Annotated in this window: 18 protein-coding genes; all 18 read right to left on the reverse strand. The window is 67.1% G+C overall.

The annotated features are described in order from the left end of the window. Nucleotides 1-32: 32 nt before the first annotated feature. A complete protein-coding gene (dnaE, locus tag ACSYAO_RS06460) occupies nt 33-3,623 on the reverse strand; it encodes a DNA polymerase III subunit alpha (RefSeq protein WP_262220666.1) in 3,591 nt (1,196 codons plus the stop codon). Between the two features lie 218 nt (nt 3,624-3,841). After that, complete coding sequence (locus ACSYAO_RS06465) at nt 3,842-4,510, reverse strand: ribonuclease HII (RefSeq protein WP_049461544.1); 669 nt, start codon at nt 4,508-4,510, stop codon at nt 3,842-3,844. Beyond that, the gene (lpxB, locus tag ACSYAO_RS06470) at nt 4,507-5,709 is read right to left on the reverse strand and encodes a lipid-A-disaccharide synthase (RefSeq protein WP_100437555.1); all 1,203 of its coding nucleotides are present in this window, start codon (nt 5,707-5,709) and stop codon (nt 4,507-4,509) included. Before lpxB ends, ACSYAO_RS06465 begins: the two co-directional genes overlap by 4 nt. Before the next feature lie 53 nt (nt 5,710-5,762). After that, nucleotides 5,763-6,554 (reverse strand): acyl-ACP--UDP-N-acetylglucosamine O-acyltransferase, encoded by a 792-nt coding sequence (lpxA, locus tag ACSYAO_RS06475; protein WP_032128327.1) that lies wholly within the window; start codon nt 6,552-6,554, stop codon nt 5,763-5,765. 16 nt (nt 6,555-6,570) lie between these two features. Beyond that, complete coding sequence (fabZ, locus tag ACSYAO_RS06480) at nt 6,571-7,029, reverse strand: 3-hydroxyacyl-ACP dehydratase FabZ (RefSeq protein WP_032128326.1); 459 nt, start codon at nt 7,027-7,029, stop codon at nt 6,571-6,573. Next, entirely contained in the window at nt 7,026-8,048 is a 1,023-nt protein-coding gene (gene lpxD, locus ACSYAO_RS06485; RefSeq protein WP_049455670.1) for a UDP-3-O-(3-hydroxymyristoyl)glucosamine N-acyltransferase, read from the reverse strand. Before lpxD ends, fabZ begins: the two co-directional genes overlap by 4 nt. Nucleotides 8,049-8,482: 434 nt before the next feature. Next, nucleotides 8,483-10,846, reverse strand: coding sequence for an outer membrane protein assembly factor BamA (bamA, locus tag ACSYAO_RS06490; protein ID WP_049463624.1), 2,364 nt, complete (start codon nt 10,844-10,846; stop codon nt 8,483-8,485). A gap of 74 nt (nt 10,847-10,920) precedes the next feature. Continuing rightward, complete coding sequence (rseP, locus tag ACSYAO_RS06495) at nt 10,921-12,279, reverse strand: RIP metalloprotease RseP (RefSeq protein WP_032127946.1); 1,359 nt, start codon at nt 12,277-12,279, stop codon at nt 10,921-10,923. Nucleotides 12,280-12,334: 55 nt separating this feature from the next. Continuing rightward, entirely contained in the window at nt 12,335-13,525 is a 1,191-nt protein-coding gene (locus ACSYAO_RS06500) for a 1-deoxy-D-xylulose-5-phosphate reductoisomerase (protein WP_049463625.1), read from the reverse strand. A 2-nt stretch (nt 13,526-13,527) separates the two neighbouring features. Continuing rightward, entirely contained in the window at nt 13,528-14,364 is an 837-nt protein-coding gene (locus ACSYAO_RS06505) for a phosphatidate cytidylyltransferase (protein ID WP_049463626.1), read from the reverse strand. Beyond that, nucleotides 14,361-15,128, reverse strand: a complete 768-nt coding sequence (gene uppS / locus ACSYAO_RS06510; protein ID WP_032127943.1) for a polyprenyl diphosphate synthase — start codon at nt 15,126-15,128, stop codon at nt 14,361-14,363. Before uppS ends, ACSYAO_RS06505 begins: the two co-directional genes overlap by 4 nt. Nucleotides 15,129-15,133: 5 nt before the next feature. Further along, entirely contained in the window at nt 15,134-15,688 is a 555-nt protein-coding gene (gene frr, locus ACSYAO_RS06515; RefSeq protein ID WP_032127942.1) for a ribosome recycling factor, read from the reverse strand. A gap of 96 nt (nt 15,689-15,784) precedes the next feature. After that, nucleotides 15,785-16,513 (reverse strand): UMP kinase, encoded by a 729-nt coding sequence (gene pyrH, locus ACSYAO_RS06520; protein WP_032127941.1) that lies wholly within the window; start codon nt 16,511-16,513, stop codon nt 15,785-15,787. A gap of 121 nt (nt 16,514-16,634) precedes the next feature. Beyond that, on the reverse strand, nt 16,635-18,173 hold the full coding sequence (locus tag ACSYAO_RS06525; protein WP_049463627.1) for a GGDEF domain-containing protein: 1,539 nt from the start codon (nt 18,171-18,173) through the stop codon (nt 16,635-16,637). A gap of 258 nt (nt 18,174-18,431) precedes the next feature. Then, entirely contained in the window at nt 18,432-19,307 is an 876-nt protein-coding gene (gene tsf, locus ACSYAO_RS06530) for a translation elongation factor Ts (RefSeq protein ID WP_032127939.1), read from the reverse strand. Nucleotides 19,308-19,433: 126 nt separating this feature from the next. Next, nucleotides 19,434-20,240 (reverse strand): 30S ribosomal protein S2, encoded by an 807-nt coding sequence (gene rpsB / locus ACSYAO_RS06535; RefSeq protein WP_005408748.1) that lies wholly within the window; start codon nt 20,238-20,240, stop codon nt 19,434-19,436. A 219-nt stretch (nt 20,241-20,459) separates the two neighbouring features. After that, nucleotides 20,460-21,158: a fimbrial biogenesis chaperone gene (locus tag ACSYAO_RS06540; protein ID WP_197655699.1), complete on the reverse strand. Its 699-nt coding sequence runs from the start codon at nt 21,156-21,158 to the stop codon at nt 20,460-20,462. Continuing rightward, complete coding sequence (locus tag ACSYAO_RS06545) at nt 21,158-21,376, reverse strand: hypothetical protein (RefSeq protein WP_049463630.1); 219 nt, start codon at nt 21,374-21,376, stop codon at nt 21,158-21,160. Before ACSYAO_RS06545 ends, ACSYAO_RS06540 begins: the two co-directional genes overlap by 1 nt. Nucleotides 21,377-21,378 lie beyond the last annotated feature (2 nt).

The following is a 21,378-nucleotide window of genomic DNA, read 5'->3' on the forward strand; positions in this document are numbered from 1 at the left end:
GCAGGGGTTTCAGCAAAACCAGGGAGCCAGCTTCAGCTGGCCCACGGCGGGCTGTAGCGCACCTTCAGGGTGCGCACGGCGGGGTCGGCGCGCAGCGCCTCCATCAGCTTGGAATCGATGCGTACCGCGCTCTGCCCGGACACATCGAGCATGCCGGCGACACCGCCCTGCGGACCCTTCAGCAGCAGATCCAGGCGCAGCGGCGTGCGGCCGGGGCGATGGCGGTCGAGCAGGGCGTCGATGCGCTCCCAGACCGGGCGCTGCTGGCGCAGGTCCAGGCGCAGCGAGAGCCGGGTGGCGTAGTTGGCGCAGACTTCGTCGAAGTCCCAGCACTGGCGGATGCGCAGCGCGAAGCCACCGTTGAATTCGTCCTCGCGCAGGCCACCCTTGACCACCAGGATGCGGTCCTTGGTCATCAGGTGGCCGAACTCGGCCATCGCGTCGGAGAACGCGCTGCACTCGACGCGGCCACGGCCGTCCTCGAGCTGGATGAAGATCTGGCTCTCACCCTTGCGGCGCACGCCGACCACCTGGCCGGCCAGCACGGTTTGCACTTCCGGGCGCCAGCGCTTTTCGCCGCCGCCACCGCCACCGCTGTTGGCGCTCCAGATCTTCTCCACCGAGCCCAGGTCGTTGCCGACCAGGTCGCGCACGTCGTCGCGCCAGGGATCGAACGGGTGGCCGCTGAGGTAGAAGCCCAGCGTGTCGCGCTCGCCATTCAGGCGCTGCAGCAGCGGCCATTCCTCGGCTTCGGGCAGGTCCAGCTGGATCGTGGTCGCGCTCGGGTCGGGGCCACCGAACAGCGAGTTCTGGCCCGACGCACGTTCGCGCGCCATCTGGTCGGTGGCCTTGATCACTTCCGGCAGCTGCAGCATCAGCGAGGCGCGGTTATGCCCGAGCTCATCCAGTGCGCCGCAGTTGATCATCGCTTCCAGCGTGCGCCGGTTGAGCTTGGCCGATCCAACGCGGGTGCAGAAGTCGAGCAGGTCCTTGTAGTCGCCACCCTTCAGGCGCTCGTCCACCACCGCTTCGCAGGCACCCTGGCCGACGCCCTTGATCGCGCCCAGACCGTACTGGATGGTGTCCGGGGTGACGGCTTCGAACATGAAGGCCGAGTGGTTCACCTTCGGCGGCAGCACGGTCAGGCCGAGGTTGCGCACTTCGTCCAGGAAGCCGACCACCTTCTCGGTATTGTCCAGGTCCGAGGACAGCGTGGCCGCCATGAACTCGGCCGGGTAGTGGCGCTTCAGCCACGCGGTCTGGTAGCTGACCAGTGCATAGGCAGCGGCGTGCGACTTGTTGAAGCCGTAGCCGGCGAACTTCTCCATCAGGTCGAAGATCGCGTCGGCCTTGGCCTCGTCCACGCCGTCCTTGGCCGCGCCTTCGCGGAAGATCTCGCGGTGCTTGGCCATTTCGGCCGGCACCTTCTTGCCCATCGCGCGGCGCAGCAGGTCGGCGCCGCCCAGCGAGTAGCCGCCGACGATCTGCGCCATCTGCATCACCTGCTCCTGGTACACCATGATGCCGTAGGTGTCCTTCAGGATCGCTTCGGTGCGCGGATCGGGATAGATGATTTCTTCCTGGCCGTGCTTACGCGCGTTGAAGGAGGGAATCAGGTCCATCGGGCCGGGACGGTACAGCGACACCAGCGCGATCAGGTCTTCGAAACGGTCGGGGCGCGCGTCCTTCAGCAGGCGGCGCATGCCCGAGGATTCGAACTGGAACACCGCGCCGGTATTGCCGTTGGCAAAGATGTCCTTGTAGGTGGGCGTGTCGTCCAGCGGGATCGCGGCGATGTCCACCGGCGGAATGCCGGCGCGCTCATGGCGCTTGTTGATCGCCTTCACCGCCCAGTCGATGATGGTCAGCGTGCGCAGGCCGAGGAAGTCGAACTTCACCAGGCCCACTTCTTCCACGTCGTTCTTGTCGAACTGGGTGACCGGGTTCTTGCCGAGGCCGTTCTCGTCGTGTTCGGCGTACAGCGGGCAGAACTCGCTAAGCGGCTCCGGCCCGATCACCACGCCACCGGCGTGCTTGCCGGCGTTGCGGGTCAGGTCTTCCAGCTGCAGCGCCAGATCGATCAGGTCGCGGACATCGTCCTCGGTCTCGTAGCGCTGGATCAGTTCGGCCGAGGCCATTTCCGAGCCCGGGCCTTCCTTGCCCTTGCCCAGCGCATCCTTCAGGTGGATGCCGAGGATGTTCGGGATCAGCTTGGAGACACCGTCGACCAGGCCGTACGGGAAACCGAGCACGCGGCCGGAGTCGCGCACCACCGCCTTGGCGGCCATGGTGCCGTAGGTGATGATCTGGCTGACGCGCTCGCGCCCGTACTTGCGCGCGACGTAGTCGATCACCTCGTCGCGGCGGTCCATGCAGAAGTCGATGTCGAAGTCGGGCATCGACACGCGTTCGGGATTGAGGAATCGCTCGAACAGCAGGTTGTACGGCAGCGGGTCCAGATCGGTGATCTTCAGCGCCCACGCCACCAGCGAACCGGCACCCGAACCACGGCCCGGGCCGATCGGAATGCCCTGGTTCTTGCCCCACTGGATGAAGTCGGCCACGATCAGGAAGTAGCCCGGGAAGCCCATCTTGATGATGGTGTTGAGCTCGAACTCCAGGCGCTCGAAATACTCTTCGCGGGTCTTGCCCGGCGCCAGTGGATTCTTCTCCAGGCGCTCTTCCAGGCCATCGCGCGACATCTTCTGGATCCAGGTGTCCAGGGTCTCGTCGTCCGGCACCGGGTAGTTGGGCAGGAAGTAGGTGCCCAGCCGCATCTCGATGTTGCAGCGCTCGGCCAGCGCCAGCGTGTTGTCGATCGCATCGGGGATGTCGGCGAACAGCGCGCACATCTCCTCGGCCGACTTCAGGTACTGCTGGTCGCTGTATTCGCGCGGGCGCTTGGGGTCGTCCAGCACGCGGCCGGTGGAAATGCATACGCGCGCTTCGTGCGCGCTGAAATCCGTCGGCGACAGGAAGCGCACGTCGTTGCTGGCCACCACCGGCAGGCCACGCTGGCCTGCGGCCATCAGCGCGAACTGGTTGAAGGTTTCCTCGCCCTCGCGGCCGGTGCGGGTCAGCTCCAGGTGCAGGCCATCGCCGAACACGCGTTGCCAGTCGGCCAGCTGCTGCTCGGCCAGTTCATGCTTGCCGTCCAACGCCAGGCGCCCGGCCAGGCTCTGCCGGCCAGCGAGTGCGAACAGGTTGGCGTTGCCGGCCTTCAGCCAGTCCGGGTGGATTGCCACGCCGCCTTCCGGGCGATGGCCTTCCATCCAGGCGCGGGTCAGCAGCCGCGACAGGCTCAGGTAGCCCTCACGGTCGCGGCACAGCAGGGTCATCCGCCACGGGTCCTGGCCTTCCTCGGCGATCAGTACATCGGCGCCGGCGATCGGCTTGATGCCCACGCCTTCGGCGGCCTTGTAGAACTTGACCAGGGCGAACAGGTTGTTGAGGTCGGTCACCGCCAGCGCGGGCAGGCCGAGCTCGACCGAGCGCGACAGCAGGTTGGCCTGCTTGGCCTTCTTCGGGTCCGCCTGGTCGGGCTTGGCCGGCACGCGGATGGTCGAGTCCGCCAGCGAGAACTCGGTGTGGACGTGGAGATGTACGAAGCGGGAGTTGGACATGCCGGACCAGGTTGGAGCGCGCGGGCCCCGGGTGCTGACGGAAGATCGTCGCCGGGGTCGGGATGCGCTGGAGTGCCCGGTCAGGGTAGCGAGGGCAGGGGGAAGCGACAAGGACTTGACGGTGCGCCGATTGCGCGAATGTCGCCGGGCATGGCCCGGCGCCAGCGGAGGCGTTCACATTGCCGTGAAAGCGCCGGACGATACCCGGCAGCCGTTGTTCAAGCGATGGCTGTGATCGCGGGGGCTGGCGCTGTTTCCAGGCACTCGCGCACCGGGGCGAAGCTGCGCCGGTGCTCCACGCAGGGGCCGTGCTCGCGCAGGGCGGCCAGGTGGGCCGGGGTGCCGTAGCCCTTGTGCTGCTCGAAGCCGTACTGCGGATGGCGGGCATGCACCTCCTGCATGTAGCGGTCGCGCGAGACCTTGGCCAGGATCGAGGCGGCCATGATCGCGCGGTCGATGCCATCGCCGCCGACCAGCGCCTGCGCCGGCAGTACCAGCCCCTTGGGCACCACGTTGCCATCGATGCGCGCGAAGCCGGCCACGTGGGCGACCGCTGCGACCACGTCGCGCATGCCCTGCAGGGTGGCCTGGTAGATGTTCAGACGGTCGATGGTGTCCACGTCCACCAGCACCACATGCCAGGCCAGGGCGCGCTCGATGATGCGGTCATGCAGCTGCTCGCGGCGCGCCGCGGTCAGCTGCTTGGAATCGTCCAGGCCGTTGATGCGCGGCCGTGCCGGGTCGAACACCACGGCCGCCACCGCGACCGGCCCGGCCAGCGGGCCACGACCGGCTTCGTCGACGCCGGCGACCAGGCGCTCCGGCTCGACCACCGCCGCGCCATCGAACAGGGTCAGGCTGGCCGCTGCGGCGTGGCGGCGGCTCATGCCTGGGCCTGGTCGCGCATCAGCAGCTCGCCGACGGCGTCGGCGGCACGTGCCGACGCATTGCGGCGCAGGCGCTCATGCAGGCGGGCATAGGTGTCCTGCAGGTCGGTCACCCGCTGCGGGTGGTCGAACCATTGCTGGATGGCCGCAGCCAGCTTGTCCGGCGTGCAGTCATGCTGCATCAGCTCCGGTGCCAGGTCCTGGCCGGCCAGGATGTTGGGCAGGGCGAAGCGGTCGACCTTGATCAGGCCGAATGCCTTGACCAGACGGTAGGTCAGCTCGTTGACACGGTAGCCGACCACCATCGGCCGCTTCACCAGCATGGCCTCCAGGGTCGCGGTACCGGACGCCAGCACCACCACGTCGGCCGCGATCATGGCGTTGCGCGCCTGGCCGTCGAGCACATGCGAGTACGCGACCGGCAGCGCCGAGCGCGACAGCTGCTCTTCGATCAGCCGCTTGCATGCGGGGTTGGCGGCAGGCACCACCACGTGCAGGCCGGGGATGCGCTCGGAGACCTGCCAGGCGGCTTCGAAGAAGGGTTCACCGAGGCGCGAGATTTCGCCCAGGCGGCTGCCTGGCAACACCGCCAGCACCTTGGCCGACGTCGGCAGGCCAAGCGCGGCGCGCGCTTCCTCGCGGTTGCCCTGCAGGGGGATGTCATCGGCCATCGGATGGCCAACGAAACGCGCGTCGATGCCGTGCTTGGCATAGATGGGCGGTTCCATCGGGAACAGGCACAGCACCAGGTCGGCGCTGCTGCCGATCTTCTCGGCGCGCTTCTCGCGCCAAGCCCAGACCGAGGGGCTCACGTAATGCACGGTGCGCACGCCGCGCTGCTTCAGCCAGCGTTCGATGCCCAGGTTGAAGTCGGGCGCGTCGATGCCGATGAACACGTCCGGCTGCCATTCCAGCGCACGCTGGCGGAACGCGGAACGCAGTTTGAGCAGACGTGGCAGATGGCGCAGTACTTCGGTCAGGCCCATCACCGCCAGCTCGCTGGCATCGTGCCAGGTCAGGCAGCCGGCGCTGCGCATGGCATCGCCACCGATGCCGGCGAACTCGGCATTCGGAAAGCGTGCCTTCAGTTCGCGCACCAGTCCCGCACCCAGCAGATCACCGGAGGCCTCACCGGCCACCAGCGCGATCCGCAACGGGCGCTCGCTGAGCACCCGCTGCGCGGGGACGCTGCCGGCCATCGAGGCCAGCGGAATCACGGCGGCGCCGGCCGGCGCCTGGCCGGTCGTGCTGCTCATCGCAGCAAGGGCCTCTCGGCGTGCTCGATGAAGTCCAGCATGGCCTTCACGTCATCGCTGTCGCGCGCCTGTTCGGTCAGCTGCACCTTGGCTTCGGCCAGTGGCAGGCCCGCCACGTACAGCGTGCGGTAGGCACGCTTGATGGCGGAAATGCGCTCGGCGTCGAAGCCGCGGCGCTTCAGGCCTTCGCTGTTGATGCCGCGCGGGCGGCCCAACGAATCGGTGCCGACCATGGTGAACGGCGGAACATCGCCATTGGTCAGCGCGCCCATGCCGAGGAAGGCATGCGCGCCGATCCGGCAGAACTGGTGGGCCCCGGCGAAGCCGCTGATGATCACGTAGTCACCCACGGTCACGTGGCCGGCCAGGGTGGTGTTGTTGGAGAACACGCAGAAGTTGCCGACATGGCAGTCATGCGCCACGTGCGTGTAGGCCAGCATCCAGTTGTCGTCGCCGATGGTGGTGATGCCGCCGCCGCCGCCGGTGCCACGGTTCAGCGTGACGAACTCGCGGAACACATTGCGGTCGCCGATCACCAGCTCGGTGCGCTCCCCTGCATACTTCTTGTCCTGCGGTTCGCCACCGACGGCTGCGTGGCCGATGAAGCGGTTGTCGCGGCCGATCTTCGTCGGGCCGTGGATGCTGCAGTGGGGGCCGATCACCGTGCCGGCACCGATTTCCACATCGGCCCCGATCAGGGTGAACGCGCCCACCTGGACGTCATCGGCCAGGCGCGCGGCCGGGTCGATGACGGCGGTCGGGTGGATCCGCGGTGCGTTGTCAGTCATTCCTGCCTCCAGTGGATCAGCCCTTGGCGCCGGCGCACATGACTTCGGCCGAGGCAACGACTTCACCGTTGACCTTGGCTTCGCCGTAGTACCAGCCCATGTTGCGGATCAGGCGCTTCATCTGCACATCCAGCATCAGCACGTCGCCGGGAACGACCTGCTTGTTGAAGCGGGCGTTTTCCACCTTGACCATGTAGAACAGCTTGGACTGCGAGTCACGGCCGAGCGTGAGCTGGGTCATCACGCCACCGGCCTGCGCCAGCGCTTCGATGATCAGTACGCCGGGCATGATCGGGCGGCCCGGGAAGTGGCCCTGGAAGAACGGCTCGTTGATGCTGACGTTCTTCTGCGCAAGGATGCGCTTGGCGTCGATGTCGAGCTCAAGCACCCGGTCCACCAGCAGGAACGGGTAGCGGTGCGGGAGCAGTTCCTGGATCTGGCAGACGTCGATCGGAAGCTGCAGCGTGTCGTTCATTCTTTCTCCTTGCCAGCAGCCAGGACGCGGCGAGCCAATGCGTCCAGCTGCTTGAAGCGCGCGGCGTTCTTGCGCCACGTGCGGTTGTCGGTCAACGGGGTGCCGGACGAGTACTCGCCCGGCTCATGGATGGAATTGCGGACCACCGACTTGCCGGTGATCACGACCTTGTCGCAGATCTCGAGGTGGCCGACCACGCCAACGTGGCCGCCGAGCAGGCAGTAGCGGCCGATCCTGGCGCTGCCGGCGATGCCGGTGCAGCCGGCGATGGCCGAGTGCGCACCGATCTGCACGTTGTGCGCGATCTGCACCAGGTTGTCCAGGCGCACGTCTTCGTCCAGCACGGTGTCTTCCAGCGCACCGCGGTCGACGCAGGTGTTGGCGCCGATCTCGCAGTCATCGCCGATGCGCACGCCGCCGAGCTGCGGCACCTTGATCCATTTGCCGGCGTCCATGGCCAGGCCGAAGCCATCGGCGCCGAGCACGGCACCGGGGTGCACACGAACCCGCTTGCCGAGCTTGACCCGGGTGACCAGGGTGACCCGCGCGATCAGCTCGCAGCCGTTGTCCAGGCTGCAGTCTTCGCCGATCACGCTGCCGGTGCCGATGATGCAGTTTTCGCCGACCACGCTGCGGGCGCCGACGGAGACGAACGGGCCGATATGCGCGCTGGCGGCGACCTGCGCGCTGGGATCGATGACGGCGCTGGGGTGGATGCCCGGCGGGCGCGTCGGCGCGATGTCGAACAGCGCGGCGATCTTGGCGAAGGTGGTGTACGGGTCCTTGGCCACGAGCGCGGCGCCGGGGGCGGCCTCGGCGTCGTCGGCACGCAGGACCACCAGCGAGGCCTGGCTGTCGGCCAGCTGGGCGCGGTAGCGCGGGTTGGCGAGGAAGGTCAGCTGGCCAGGACCGGCATGGGCGAGGGTGGCCACGCCATGGATGGCGGTGGCGGGGTCGCCATGGACCTGCAGGCCGAACTGCTCGGCGAGTTGCTGGGCGGTGTAGGTGGGAGTATTCACGGCGGGAGTTTAACGTGTGACGGCATTGCGGTCATGCGGGGCGGTCATGCAGCCAACGGCAGGGCCCCTCGCGGCCGGCAGAGCCAGTGTCATGGGCTGGGTCGGACGGGGCGGGGCTGCGGGGGGCGGCGCAAGTACGTCCATGTAGCCTTGGTCGCCGCATCCATGCGGCTCACACCCCCGCAGCCCCACCCCGTCCGACCTCCGAGGGCGTGGCGCGAGTGCCAGCCACGGAAAAACAGAAAAGATCAAAAGCAGAGCGGGCGCTTCCGGCATCCAGGCCAAACGAAAACGCCGGGCAGAGCCCGGCGCTTCGCATCCCGTCTGGTGGAGAGCCCCCCTTCTGTTAAGGGGGGCGCGCCAGCGGCGCGGGGGATAGGTGAAATGCGCGGGCAATTCACCGGAGGTGGATCAGTTCTGAGGAACGACGTTCCTCAGAACTGGCCACCGAACGTGAATTGCAGACGTTCGATCTTGTCATCGTCTTCCTTCTTCAGCGGGAAGGCGTAGCTGATCGAGATCGGGCCGACCGGGGCGCGCCACAGCAGGGCCACACCGGTGGACACGCGCAGTTCGTTGGCCTTGAAGTTCTTGGTGCCGTTGTAGACGTTACCGAAGTCGACGAAGGCGGACACGCGTGCCGACGGGCTGTCGAACAGGCGCGGGAAGTAGGCTTCGACCGAACCGACGGTCTTCAGCGAACCACCCAGCGGCTGGCCTTCCGGGTAGCCGTTGGTGACTTCGCGCGGGCCGAGGGTGTTGTCTTCGAAGCCGCGCACCGAGTTGGTACCGCCGGCGTAGAAGTTCTCGAAGAACGGCAGGCCGCTGGCGGTCACCGTACGGGTGGTGCCGTCCGGGTTGGTCAGCGTGCGGGTGTAGTCGTTGCCATAGGCATCGCCGTAGCCCACTTCGGCACGGGTGTTGATCACCAGCGACGGCATGATCGGCCAGTACTTGCTGATCTGGTAGTTCAGCTTGTAGTACTCGATGGTCGAACCCGGCAGCGTGGTTTCCAGGCCGATGCGCTGGTAGGTACCGCGGGTCGGCATGAAGTAGTCGTTGCGCGAGTCACGCGCCCAGCCCAGCTCGGTGCGCCAGGCATGGAACGTGCGCCTACCGACGGCGTTGATGTAGTCGATGATCGACTGCGGGGTCGAGCCCTGGTAGGTGGTGATCTGGTTGCTGTCGATGCCGAACATCAGCGAGACGGTATCGGTCTCGGTGATCGGCACGCCGAACACCACCTGCGCCGAACCATTGGTGCTGTTGTACTGCGCGGTGTTGAAGTCGGAGTAGTCCAGTTCGCGCCAGGACAGGTTGTAGCCCAGCGACACGCCGTCATCGGTGAAGTACGGGTTGGTGTAGCTGAAGCCGTAGCGCTGCAGGTAGCTGCTGCGCGAGGCTTCGACCGACACGCGGTTGCCGCCGCCGAGGAAGTTGTTCTGCGACAGCTGCACCGAGGTGGTCATGCCGTAGGACTGCGAGTAGCCCAGGCCGAACACGAAGCTGCCGGACGTGGTTTCCTTGACGTTGTAGACGACGTCGACCTGGTCGTTGCTGCCGCTCACGGCCGGGGTTTCAACGTCCACCGACTCGAAGTAGCCCAGGCGCTGCAGGCGGATCTTGGAGCGGTCGATCGCGGCCTGCGAGTACCAGCTGTTCTCGAACTGGCGCATTTCGCGACGCATCACTTCGTCGGACGTACGCGTGTTGCCACGGAACAGGATGCGACGCACCGACACGCGCGGGCCGGGCACGACCTGCATGTTGATCGCCACGGTCTGCTCGGGGCGGTTGGTGGTCGGGATCGGGTTCACCTTGGCGAACGCGTAGCCGATGTTGGACAGCGAGTTGGTGATGGTGTCCGAGCTGAATTCCAGCAGCGCACGCGAGAACGTGTCGCCGGACTTCTGGATCACCATGCGCTCGACGTCCTCCTGCGGAAGGATCGTGTCGCCGCTGACCTTGATCTCGGAGATCTTGTACTGCGCACCTTCGGTCACGCCGGCGGTGAGGAACATGTCGCGCTTGTCGGGGCTGATCGACACCTGGGTCGAATCAATGCTGAAGTCGACATAGCCGCGGTCGAGGTACCAGGAATTGAGCTTTTCCAGGTCGCCGGACAGCTTTTCCTTGGAGTACTGGTCGTCACGGCGGTACCACGATGCCCAGTTGTGCTCCTTGGACTCCCAGGTCTCCAGGATGTCCTTGCTCTCGAACTTCTCGGTGCCGACCAGGTTGACGTGACGGATCTTGGCCGCCTTGCCTTCCTTGATGGCGATCGCGATGTCCACGCGGTTGCGGTCCAGCGGGCTCACCGTCGGGGTGATCTCGACGTTGTACTTGCCGCGGTCGTTGTACTGGCGGCGCAGTTCCTGGGTCACGCGGTCCAGGCTCAGGCGATCGAAGGTGCCGCCCTCGGTCAGGCCGATGTCGGACAGGCCCTTGAGCAGCTGCTCGGACTTGATGTCCTTGTTGCCGGTCACGGTCAGCTTGTTGATCGCCGGGCGTTCCTTGACGGTCACCACCAGGATGCTGCCCTGGCGGTCCAGCTGCACGTCTTCGAAGAAGCCGGTCTTGTACAGGGCGCGGATGGTCTCGCCGACCTTGTTGTCGGTGACCGTCTCGCCACGCTCCACCGGCAGGTAGGTGAATACCGTGCCCGAGCTGATGCGCTGCAGGCCATCCACGCGGATGTCGCTGACAGTGAAGGGCTCGGCTGCCTGGGCCAGGGCGGGAGCGCCGGTGACGGCGGCGAGGGCGAGGGCCAGCAGGCGGCGATTGGGGAGTCGCGTCATGTCACGTCCGGTAGGAAGGTCGATTTCATTGGTGCGGGATGCCGACGCTGTAGACGGCAACAACGTGGAAAAGTTCATCGCGGGACCAGGCCGAGGATGTCGTTGTAGAACGCCAACCCCATCAGCCCGGCCAGCAACGCCAGGCCGATGTACTGGCCGGCGGCGATGGCACGCTCGCTCAGCGGGCTGCCCTTGACCAACTCGATAAGGTAATACAGCAGGTGGCCGCCGTCCAAGATCGGGATCGGCAACAGGTTGATGATGCACAGGCTGAGTGACAGCAGGGCAAGGAACTGCAGGAACCAGTCCAGGCCGCGTTTGGCCGAGATGTTGGCTACCCGGGCGATGGTGACGGGCCCGGAAACGTTCTGCAGCGAGGCTTTGCCGGTGACGATGCGGCCCATCATGCCCAGCGAATCGGCCGCCAGGCGGCCGGTTTCGCGCACGGCCACGGTGACCGCGTCGAGCGGGCCATAGCGCAGCAGGGTGTCGTAGGGAGGGCTGAACGAGGTCGGGAACTGCACGCCGATCTGCCAGATCGGCTCGCCCTTTGAATCCTTGCCCTGGCGCGGGGTGACTTCCAGCGCCAGGCGCTCGCCGCCCCGCAGGACCTCGATCATGCCCGGGCCGCCGGCGCGGCCCAGCGTCTGGATCTCGCCGATGACCTGGTCGGCGCCGTCGATGCGCTGGCCGTCGATCGCTACGATCAGATCGCCCGGCTGCAGCTGCCCGGCCACCACGGAGTCCGCGGTGAGCGACTCGACCAGCGCCGGTTGCAGCCACGACTGCCAGTACAGGCCAGCCAGGATCGGCACGCGCCGTTCATCGAAGCCGGGGGGCAGCTGCGACAGCGGCAGGCTGCGCACGCGCACCTGGTCGGCCGGGTCCAGCACTTCCAGCTTCACGTCGCGGCGGTCCATCGCGGCGGCGGTCAGCGCCATGCTGGCCTCGCCGAGGGTGACCACCGGGCGCTCGTCCACGCGCAGCACGCGGTCGCCGCTGGTCAGGCCGGCGCTGGCGGCGATGCCGCTGACACGGCCGATGGTCGGCGAATAATCCTGCTTGCCGATCACGAACATCGCCCACAGCAGCAGGATGCACAGCAGCAGGTTGGCGATCGGTCCGGCGGCGACGATGGCGATGCGCTGCCAGACGGTCTTGTGGTTGAAGGCCTGGCCGCGCTCGTGCGGGTGCACTTCGACCTCGCGCTCGTCCAGGAACTTCACATAGCCACCCAGCGGGATGGCGGCGATGGCGAACTCGGTGCCGTGCCTGTCCCGGCGCGACCACAGCGGCCGGCCGAAGCCGACCGAGAAGCGCAGGATCTTGACCCCGCACAGGCGCCCGACCCAGTAATGCCCGAACTCGTGGAACGTGACCAGCAGCCCGAGGCTGACAATCATCCACCAGACCGATCCGATGAAGTCAGTCATGCAGGCTCACAGTGGCGGGCAGGGGCGGCGTCGTCATGCTGGGCGAGGCGGTCGTTCAGGCGGCGTCGATGGCGTTCAGGGTCAGCTGGCGTGCCCGCTGGTCGGCGGACAACAGGACCTCCAGTGTATCGGCTGGCTGGGTCGGCAGTGTTGAAAGAGCGTTAGCAACCAGCTCCGGGATGGTCAGGAAACCGATCCGGCCCTGAAGAAACGCTGAAACCGCCTCTTCATTGGCAGCGTTCAGCACCGCCGGGGCGGTGCCGCCGGCCTGCATCGCCTGCCAGGCCAGGGCCAGGCAGGGGAAGGCGTCGGTGTCCGGGGCCTCGAAATCGAGCCGGCCCTGGGCCAGCAGATCCAGCCCGGATACGCCCGATTCGATGCGTTGTGGCCAGCCCAGGCCAACGGCCAGTGTGGTGCGCATGTCCGGCAGGCCCATCTGCGCCAGGGTCGAGCCGTCCACGAACTCGACCAGCGAGTGGACCAGGCTCTGCGGGTGCACCAGCACTTCGATGTGCTCTCCGGGGATGCCGAACAGGTGGTGGGCCTCGATCACTTCCAGGCCCTTGTTCATCAACGTCGCCGAATCGACCGAGATCTTCGGCCCCATCGACCACTTCGGGTGGGCAACGGCCTGGGCCGGGGTGACCTGGGCCAGTTCGGCGCGGCTGCGGCCACGGAACGGGCCGCCGGAGGCGGTCAGCAGGATGCGGCGCACGCCGGCGCCATCGACGCTGGCATCGCGCGAGCGCAGGCACTGGAAGATCGCGCTGTGTTCGCTGTCGATCGGGATGATCTCGGCGCCGGCGCGTTCTGCGGTGCGGGTCAGCAGCTCACCGGCCAGCACCAGCGATTCCTTGTTGGCCAGCAGGATGCGCTTGCCCGCGGCGGCGGCGGCCAGGGTGGAAGACAGCCCGGCCGCACCGACGATGGCGGCGACCACGGTGTCGCAGGCATCGCTGGCGGCCAGCTGGTCCAGCGCGGCATGGCCGGCATGCGCCTCGGTGGCCAGTCCGGCATCGCGCAGGCCATCGCGCAGCTCAGCGAACAGCGATTCGTCGGCGATCACCGCGTGCGCGGGCCGGTGCTGGCGGCACAGTGCCAGCAACGCCTGCACCTGACGACCGGCGGCCAGCACGGTGGCCTGGTAGCGCTGCGGGTGGCGGGCGATCACGTCCAGCGTGGAGGCACCGATCGAGCCGGTGGCGCCGAATACGGCGACCCGGCGCAGGTCTGCGACAGCATTCATGGTCAGAACCCGAAGATTTCCTTGCCGAGTGCGAACACCGGCACTGCAGCCAGAACGCCGTCGACACGGTCGAGTACGCCACCATGGCCCGGAATCAGGTGGCCCGAGTCCTTGGCGCCCGCGTGGCGCTTGATCAGGCTTTCGAACAGATCACCCAGCACCGAGGCGAACACCGCCACCACCGAAGTGATCAGCAGGCCCGGCAGGTGTGCGGTATCGATGCCGGCCAGCCAGCCCAGGCCGACGGCCACGGCGACACCGGCCAGCAGGCCGCCGAACAGGCCTTCCCAGGTCTTGTTGGGGCTGATGCGCGGGGCCAGCTTGTGCTTGCCGAAGTGACGGCCGGCGAAATAGGCGCCCGAATCGGCCGCCCAGACCAGTGCCAGCGCAGCCAGCAGCCACAGGTGGCCCTGCTGGCCCGGCGGATCGCCGCCGGCATGGATCAGCACCAGCGCGGCCCAGGCCGGAACGATGGCCAGCGTACCGGCCAGCATCTTCACGATGCGCGAGGGTGCCGACGGCTGCGCGCCGAAATTGAAGAAGCGCAGCCAGACCAGCGCCGCCAGCCACCAGGCAACACCGGCCAATGTGGTGATCTGGAACAGCACCAGCGTGCTGCCATCGGCCCACACCAGCAGCACCATCAGCAGCAGGTTCAGTACCAGCAGCACGGTGCGCGCCAGGGTGTCTTCGATGCCGGCCAGCTTCAGCCACTCCCACAGGCCGATCAGCAGCACCGCAGCGGCCGCCGCTGCCAGCCATTGGGTCGGCAGCAGCAGGATCGCGGCAATGGCGACCGGCGCCATGATCAGCGCGGCAAGGACTCGGGTCTTGGTCATGGGCTGGAAGTCTCGGTGGCCAGTGCGGCGATCTGGGCGCTGGTCAGGCCGAAACGACGCTCACGGCTGCCGTAGGCGTCCAGCGCCTGCTGCAGCAGGGCGGGATCGAAGTCTGGCCACAGCGCCTCGGTGAACCACAGCTCGGTGTACGCCAGCTGCCACAGCAGGAAGTTGCTGATGCGGGTGTCGCCACCGGTGCGGATGAACAGGTCCGGTGGCGGCAGGTCGGCCAGGGCGACCTGGCTGCCCAGCAGCGATTCGTCGATCTGTTCGGGCAGCAGGCGGCCGGCGGCGACTTCAGCGGCCAGCGCGCGCGCGGCACGGGCGATGTCCTGGCGGCCACCGTAGCTGGCGGCGATCGACAGGGTCAGGGTGGTGTTGTCTGCGGTGCGCTGCTCGGCCAGCTGCATGCGGCTGACCAGCCCGGCACCGAAGCGTTCGCGCTCGCCGATGAAGCGCACGCGCACGCCACGCCGATGCAGCTCGTCCACTTCGCGGTCGAGCGCGCCGAGGAACAGCTTCATCAACGCATCGACTTCTTCCTGCGGCCGGCCCCAGTTCTCGCTGGAAAACGCGAACAGGGTCAGCGCCGGAATGCCCAGCTCAAGGCAGCGCTCGATGGTGCGGTTGACCGCACGCGCGCCGGCGCGGTGGCCGATCACGCGCGGACGACGGCGCTGCTGTGCCCAGCGCCCATTGCCATCCATGATGATGGCAATGTGGCGGGGCAGGGCGGCCGGCAACGGAGGCGGGACTGAAGGCATCGACTTCAGACCGACAGCAGTTCTTTTTCCTTGTCGGCAACGACCTTGTCGACGTCCTTGATGTTGGTGTCGGTCAACTTCTGGATGTCGTCCTCACCGCGCTTCTTCTCGTCTTCGCTGATCGCCTTGTCCTTGACCAGCTTGGCGATTTCCTTGTTCGCGTCCTGACGGATGTTGCGGATCGCGATCTTGGCGCCTTCGCCTTCCTTCTGCACCTGCTTGGCCAGCTCCTTGCGGCGCTCTTCGGTCGGCGGCGGCATGTTGATGCGGATCGCGGTGCCCAGGGTGTTCGGGGTGAACTCGGCGTTGTAGAGACCCTTTTCGATCTCCTTGATCATGCTCTTGTCGAACGGCGTGACCAGCAGCGAGTGGGCGTCGGCGTTGGAGATCGATGCGACCTGGTTCAGCGGGGTGCTGGCGTTGCCATAGGCGCTGACCGTGACGCGGTCCAGCAGGGCCGGGGTGGCGCGGCCGGTGCGGATCGAGGTGAGGGTGTGCTTCAGAGCGTCGATGCTCTTGGCCATGCGCGTCTGCGCGTTGTTCTTGATGTCGTTGAGCATCGCCCGGTCCTGGGTGTAACTGGAATCGGTCGATTATAGGCGAATACGGGACGCTGCCGGGCCAGAATCGGCCCGGAGCTCGCCTGGCGCTCAGGCTCAGGCCGGGTCGCGGCCCTGGACCAGGGTGCCGATGTTCGCGCCGCTGAGGATCTTCAGCAGCTCGCCCGGCTGGCCCATGTCGAACACGCGCATCGGCAGGTCGCTGTCGCGGGCCAGTGCGAAGGCCGCGGTATCCATCACTTCCAGGCCGCGGCGGATCACTTCGTCGTAGCTCAGGCTGTCGAAACGGACCGCGTCGCTGTGCTTGTTCGGGTCCTTGTCGTACACGCCATCGACCTTGGTGGCCTTCAGCAGCAGGTCGGCACCGATCTCGATCGCACGCAGCGCGGCGCCGGAGTCGGTAGTGAAGAACGGGCTGCCGACGCCGGCGGCGAAAATCACCAGGCGGCCCTTTTCCAGGTGGCGGATGGCGCGGCGGCGGATGTAGTCCTCGCACACGTCGTTGATCTTGATCGCGCTCATCACGCGGGCCTTGGCGCCCAGCTTTTCCAGGGCGTCCTGCATGGCCAGGGCGTTGATGACCGTGGCCAGCATGCCCATCTGGTCGCCGGTGACCCGGTCCATGCCGCCAGCGGCCAGGCCGGCGCCGCGGAAGATGTTGCCGCCGCCGATCACCAGCGCCACTTCGGCACCGGCCTGCTGGGCTTCGATGACCTCACGGGCCAGGCGATTGATGATCTTCGGGTCGATGCCGTAGTCCTCATCTCCCATCAGCGCCTCCCCGGACAGTTTCAGAAGGATGCGACGATAGGCGAGCTTGGACATGGGGACCTCGGGTGCGTGGAAATCGCGGGCGATTCTACGCGCATGCGGCGTTGGGCCAAAGTGTTTTGTGCACTGCGGCGCGAAATCCTGCCGTCCGCCCCGCTCACGCGGGGCGTCCCGTTCAGCCCAGCTCGGCGCCGGCGGTGGCTGAAAGCTCGTCGTGGCCGAGAGCGCCGGGGGAGCGGGCGATCACCCGGTTGCGGCCCAGGTTCTTCGAGCGGTACAGCACATCGTCGGCTGCGCGCAGCAGGTCCTGCACGTCGGCAAAGCGTTCGTAGCCGCCCTGGGTGGCCACGCCGGCGGAGAAGGTGACGAACAGCGGGCCTCCCTCCAGCTCGGCCATCGGCGTGGCGACGATGTTGGCCAGCACACGCCGGATCACGTCCAGCGCCACCGATTCACTGGTGTTGGGCAGCAGCGCGACGAATTCCTCGCCACCGAAGCGGGCCACGGTGTCGCTGTTGCGCAGCTGGCCCTGCAGCTTGCCGGCAAAGGCGCGCAGCACCTCGTCGCCGGTCAGGTGGCCGTGGGCATCATTGATTTTCTTGAAGTCGTCCAGGTCGATGAAGGCCACCGACAGCGGCCAGCCCTGGCGCCCGGCGCGCAGGAACTCCTGTTCCAGCACCGCCTCCAGCTGGCGGCGGTTGAGCACGCCGGTCAGGGCGTCGCGGTGGGCCTGGTCGGCCAGGCGCTTGGCCCGCGCCTCGAATTCGTCGGCGCGGCGGCGTGCCTGATCGGCATCCTGCAGCTCGCGCAGGTTGCGCAGGGTGGCCAGTTCCTGCGCGTGGTCGATCAGCTCCCGGACCCGCGAGGGCGAGTTCAGGCCGGCCTCGAACAGGCTGGCGATATCCGGAAGGGCATCGCTGATGCGGGTCAGCACCTGATCGAAACGGGCGCTGTCGAGCTCCAGCCGGTCATGCACCTGGTGCAGAGCGCGTTCGCGGGCGGCATCGGCGTCTTCGTCCAGCCAGATGTCGGCAACAGCGCCGGACAGCTGCACGCAGGCCTGGAACGGCGAATCGGCAGCGTCGTCGTCCTCGCTGTGGCTGATGCTTTCCACCAGGTAGCGCGGCAGGCCCCACTGTTCGGCCACCCAGGCGCCGACATCGGCGTGGCTGCAGCCCAGTTCCTCGCGCTCGCGTGCGACCAGATCGGTATTGTCACGGGCTTCGCGCAGCAGTGGCAGGTAGCGCTCCGATTCGGCCTGGGCCAGGCACAGCACGCCCAGGTCCTGCAGCAGCCCGGCCAGCATCAGTTCCTCCAGCCGGCGCAGGCCGCGTGCCTGGCCCAGCTGGCTGGCGGCCAGGGCGCTGAGAATGCTGCGCTTCCACGCGCGCTGGCGCAGGTCGTGGTCGGCACCGCCGCCAGCGGTCAGGCCCTGGGTGACGGTGAAGCCGAGGGCGAGGCTGATCGTGGCATTCAGGCCGAGCATGGTCAGCGCCTGGCCGAGGTTCTCGATGCGGCGGCGGCTGGCGTACAGCGGCGAATTGGCGATGCGCAGCATGCGAGCGCTCAGCGCCATGTCGATGGCGATGATGTCGGCGGCGGTGGCGATATCCGCTTCCGGGTCCTGGGCCAGCTCGATGATGCGCAGGGCAATACCGGGTGGCGAGGGCAGGTTGCGGCAGAGCGCCAGGGCAGCTGTCAGCTCGGGAGGCATGTCGGGTCGTTCAATTCCATTGGGACAAGAATACCTAGGAATGCATCACAGTCCGCGATTTTCGTTCCTGCTATGTGACTGTGGATTCCCTGCGCCGAGTATCGGCTTGATTCGCGCGCAACGCAAAGGTGCCGGTTGTGCGCACCAACGGTGCACACCCGCCGATGGGGCATGGGTTCATCCCTTGGCCCATACATAAAAAAAGAGCCGCGGTTTCCCGCGGCTCCTTCTGGTCGCTTCACAGCCGGAAGGCTGGAATCAGACCTGCATCGCCTTGGCAACTTCAGCGGCGTAGTCTTCCACCACCTTCTCGATGCCTTCGCCGACGATCAGCAGCTTGAAGCCAGCCACGTCGGCGCCAGCGGCCTTGACCACCTGCTCGACGGTGGTGTCGCCCAGCACGTAGGTCTGGCCGTACAGGGTCACGTCGCTGACGATCTTGTTGATCTTGCCGCTGATGATCTTTTCCAGGATCTCGGCCGGCTTGGCCTTGTCCTTTTCGGACATCTTGGCCAGCTCGATTTCCTTTTCCTTCTCGACGAACTCGGCCGGGACGTCCGCAGCCTTGTTGTGCGGCGGCTTCAGGGCTGCCACGTGCATGGCCAGGCCACGGGCCAGCTCGACGTCGCCGCCGACCAGGTCGACCAGCACGCCAACCTTGCCGTTGGTGTGGACGTAGGCGCCGATGGTGTTGTTGCCATCAACCTTCACCATGCGACGGATCTGGATGTTTTCACCCAGGGTCTGCACGGCGGTGGCGCGGGCTTCTTCAACGGTGCGGCCATCGGCCAGCTTGGCAGCCTTCACGGCTTCGACGTCGTTGGCGCCCGATGCCAGGGCGGCAGCGGCGACGGCATTGACGAAGGACTTGAAGTTGTCATCGTTGGCGACGAAGTCGGTTTCCGAGTTGACTTCGACCAGCACGGCCTTGCCGCCATCCTGGGCCAGGCCCAGACGGCCTTCGGCGGCCACGCGGTCAGCCTTCTTGTCGGCCTTGGCAGCGCCGGACTTGCGCATGGCTTCAGCAGCAGCGTTGATGTCGCCGTTGGCTTCGGTGAGAGCCTTCTTGCATTCCATCATGCCGGCGCCGGTGCGCTCGCGCAGTTCCTTGACCAGGGAAGCAGTGATTTCCACGGGATTACCTCACGAAAGAAAGGGGTTGGGCCGGCATGGTGGCCGGCCCGTGTGACACGGTCCTGTCACGCGCCAAAGGCTGCGCGCAGGGAGGGTGGACGCCGGGCGTCCACCCCGGGGCCTGGATCAGGCCTGGGCGTCGTCGCCCTTCTTGGCAGCCTTCTTGGCCGGGGCGCGGCGGGCCGGCTTCTCTTCGCCTTCAGCAGCGGCTTCGGCGAACTCTTCCTCACGCACCGAAGCAGCGTGCGGCGCAGCAGCCTTGCCTTCCAGCACGGCGTCGGCAGCGGCGCGGGCGTACAGCTGCACAGCGCGGATGGCGTCGTCGTTGCCCGGGATGGCGTAGTCCACCAGTTCCGGGTTGTAGTTGGTGTCGACCACGGCGATGACCGGGATGCCCAGCTTCTTGGCTTCCTTGATCGCGATGTCTTCGTGGCCGATGTCGATCACGAAGATGGCGTCCGGCAGACGGTTCATGTCCTTGATGCCGCCCAGCGAGGCTTCCAGCTTGTCGCGCTCGCGACGCAGGCCCAGCACTTCGTGCTTGACCAGCTTCTCGAAGGTGCCGTCGGTTTCACCGGCTTCCAGTTCCTTCAGGCGGGCAACCGACTGCTTGACGGTACGGAAGTTGGTCAGGGTGCCGCCCAGCCAACGCTGGTTCATGAACGGCATGCCACAACGCTCGGCTTCTTCCTTGATGGTTTCGCGGGCGCTGCGCTTGGTGCCCAGGAACAGGACGGTGCCGCGCTTCTGGGCAACCGACGAGATGAAGTTCATCGCATCGTTGAACAGCGGGACGGTCTTTTCCAGGTTGATGATGTGGATCTTGCCGCGGGCGCCGAAGATGTACGGAGCCATCTTCGGGTTCCAGTAGCGGGTCTGGTGGCCGAAGTGGACGCCGGCTTCCAGCATCTGACGCATGGTGACCTGGGGCATTGCAATACTCCTGATATGGAACCGGCGATTCCGCCCGCGGGATAGGTATGCGGGACGCGTGGAAGCGCGGATGGTTCCGGGGTTGGGCTTCCCTGTTGCCTCCGTGGCCGAACTCCTTGCGGAGCACCCCGGCACGGATGGGGGCAGCAGGTGTGGATTCACCGGTGACGTCCGGTGTGGACGGTCTCCCGCGCACGCAGGCGGCAGGAATCCGGTCGATTATAGCCCGCTGGGAGCGCTCGCTGCAATTGCCGGGTACGGCGCGGTCAGATCGACCACGCGGCCGTCCTGCAGCCGGGCCTGGAAATGGCCACCGGCATAGCCGTCGGCATGGACGGGGAGGGCCCAGCGGCGTTCCCGGCCCGCCAGCAGGTAGCCGGCCAGTCCCGGCAGCAGCAGGGTGCGGCGTCCATCGCCGGCGACAAACGCAAGATCGTGCAGGCGGGCGTGAACGGAACCTGCGTTGCGCAGTCGCAGAAGAGGCTGCGACGTGCCGGGCTCGATCCCGGCATGCAGGTCCGGCCGCGCCAGGGGCGTCGCATGCCCCCGGAACAAGGGCAGCGAGTAGCGAGGCAGGCCCTGTCCGCTGGGGCTCAGGATCACCCGGTAGGCCTGCTCGACGGCAACGGGCGACGTCTCCCGAGGCAGCAGCCAGATGCGTTGACGGGTGCCGGGCGGGAGGTCGAGCCGGGCGGGGCTGGCCAGGATCTGGTCGCTGGGCCGCAGCTTTTCCGCATCGACCTGCTGTTCCCAGGCCAGGATCCGAACCTCGCCCTGCCAGCGGCCGGGCCCGGGGTTGTACAGCCACAGCTCGCCGTGCCCCCCTTCGGCGGGCAGCTGCAGGGTGGTGGGCACCAGGTCCAGCGCCGCAGCGGGCAGTGCCAGCAGCAGTGCCAGCAGGCTCAGCAGGATGCGCATCAGTAGATGAGGGTCACGGCAGGCGCCGCGTCGTCGCTGTCGGCCGGCGGCGCGAGGTCGCGGATCTGTTGCGGAAGCTCGGGCGCGTCGCTGCGCCGGTGCGGTGCCGAGCATCGGGTGTTGCCGGCATCACTGCTGCAGCCCTCGACCACAGTCAGCCGGATCTGCAGGGAGGTGCTGCCGGGATCGGCCCACGCGGGCGTACTGGCGACCAGCATCG

The organism is Stenotrophomonas sp. STK16_22, assembly GCF_051984505.1.
GTDB classification, from domain to species: domain Bacteria; phylum Pseudomonadota; class Gammaproteobacteria; order Xanthomonadales; family Xanthomonadaceae; genus Stenotrophomonas; species Stenotrophomonas maltophilia_A.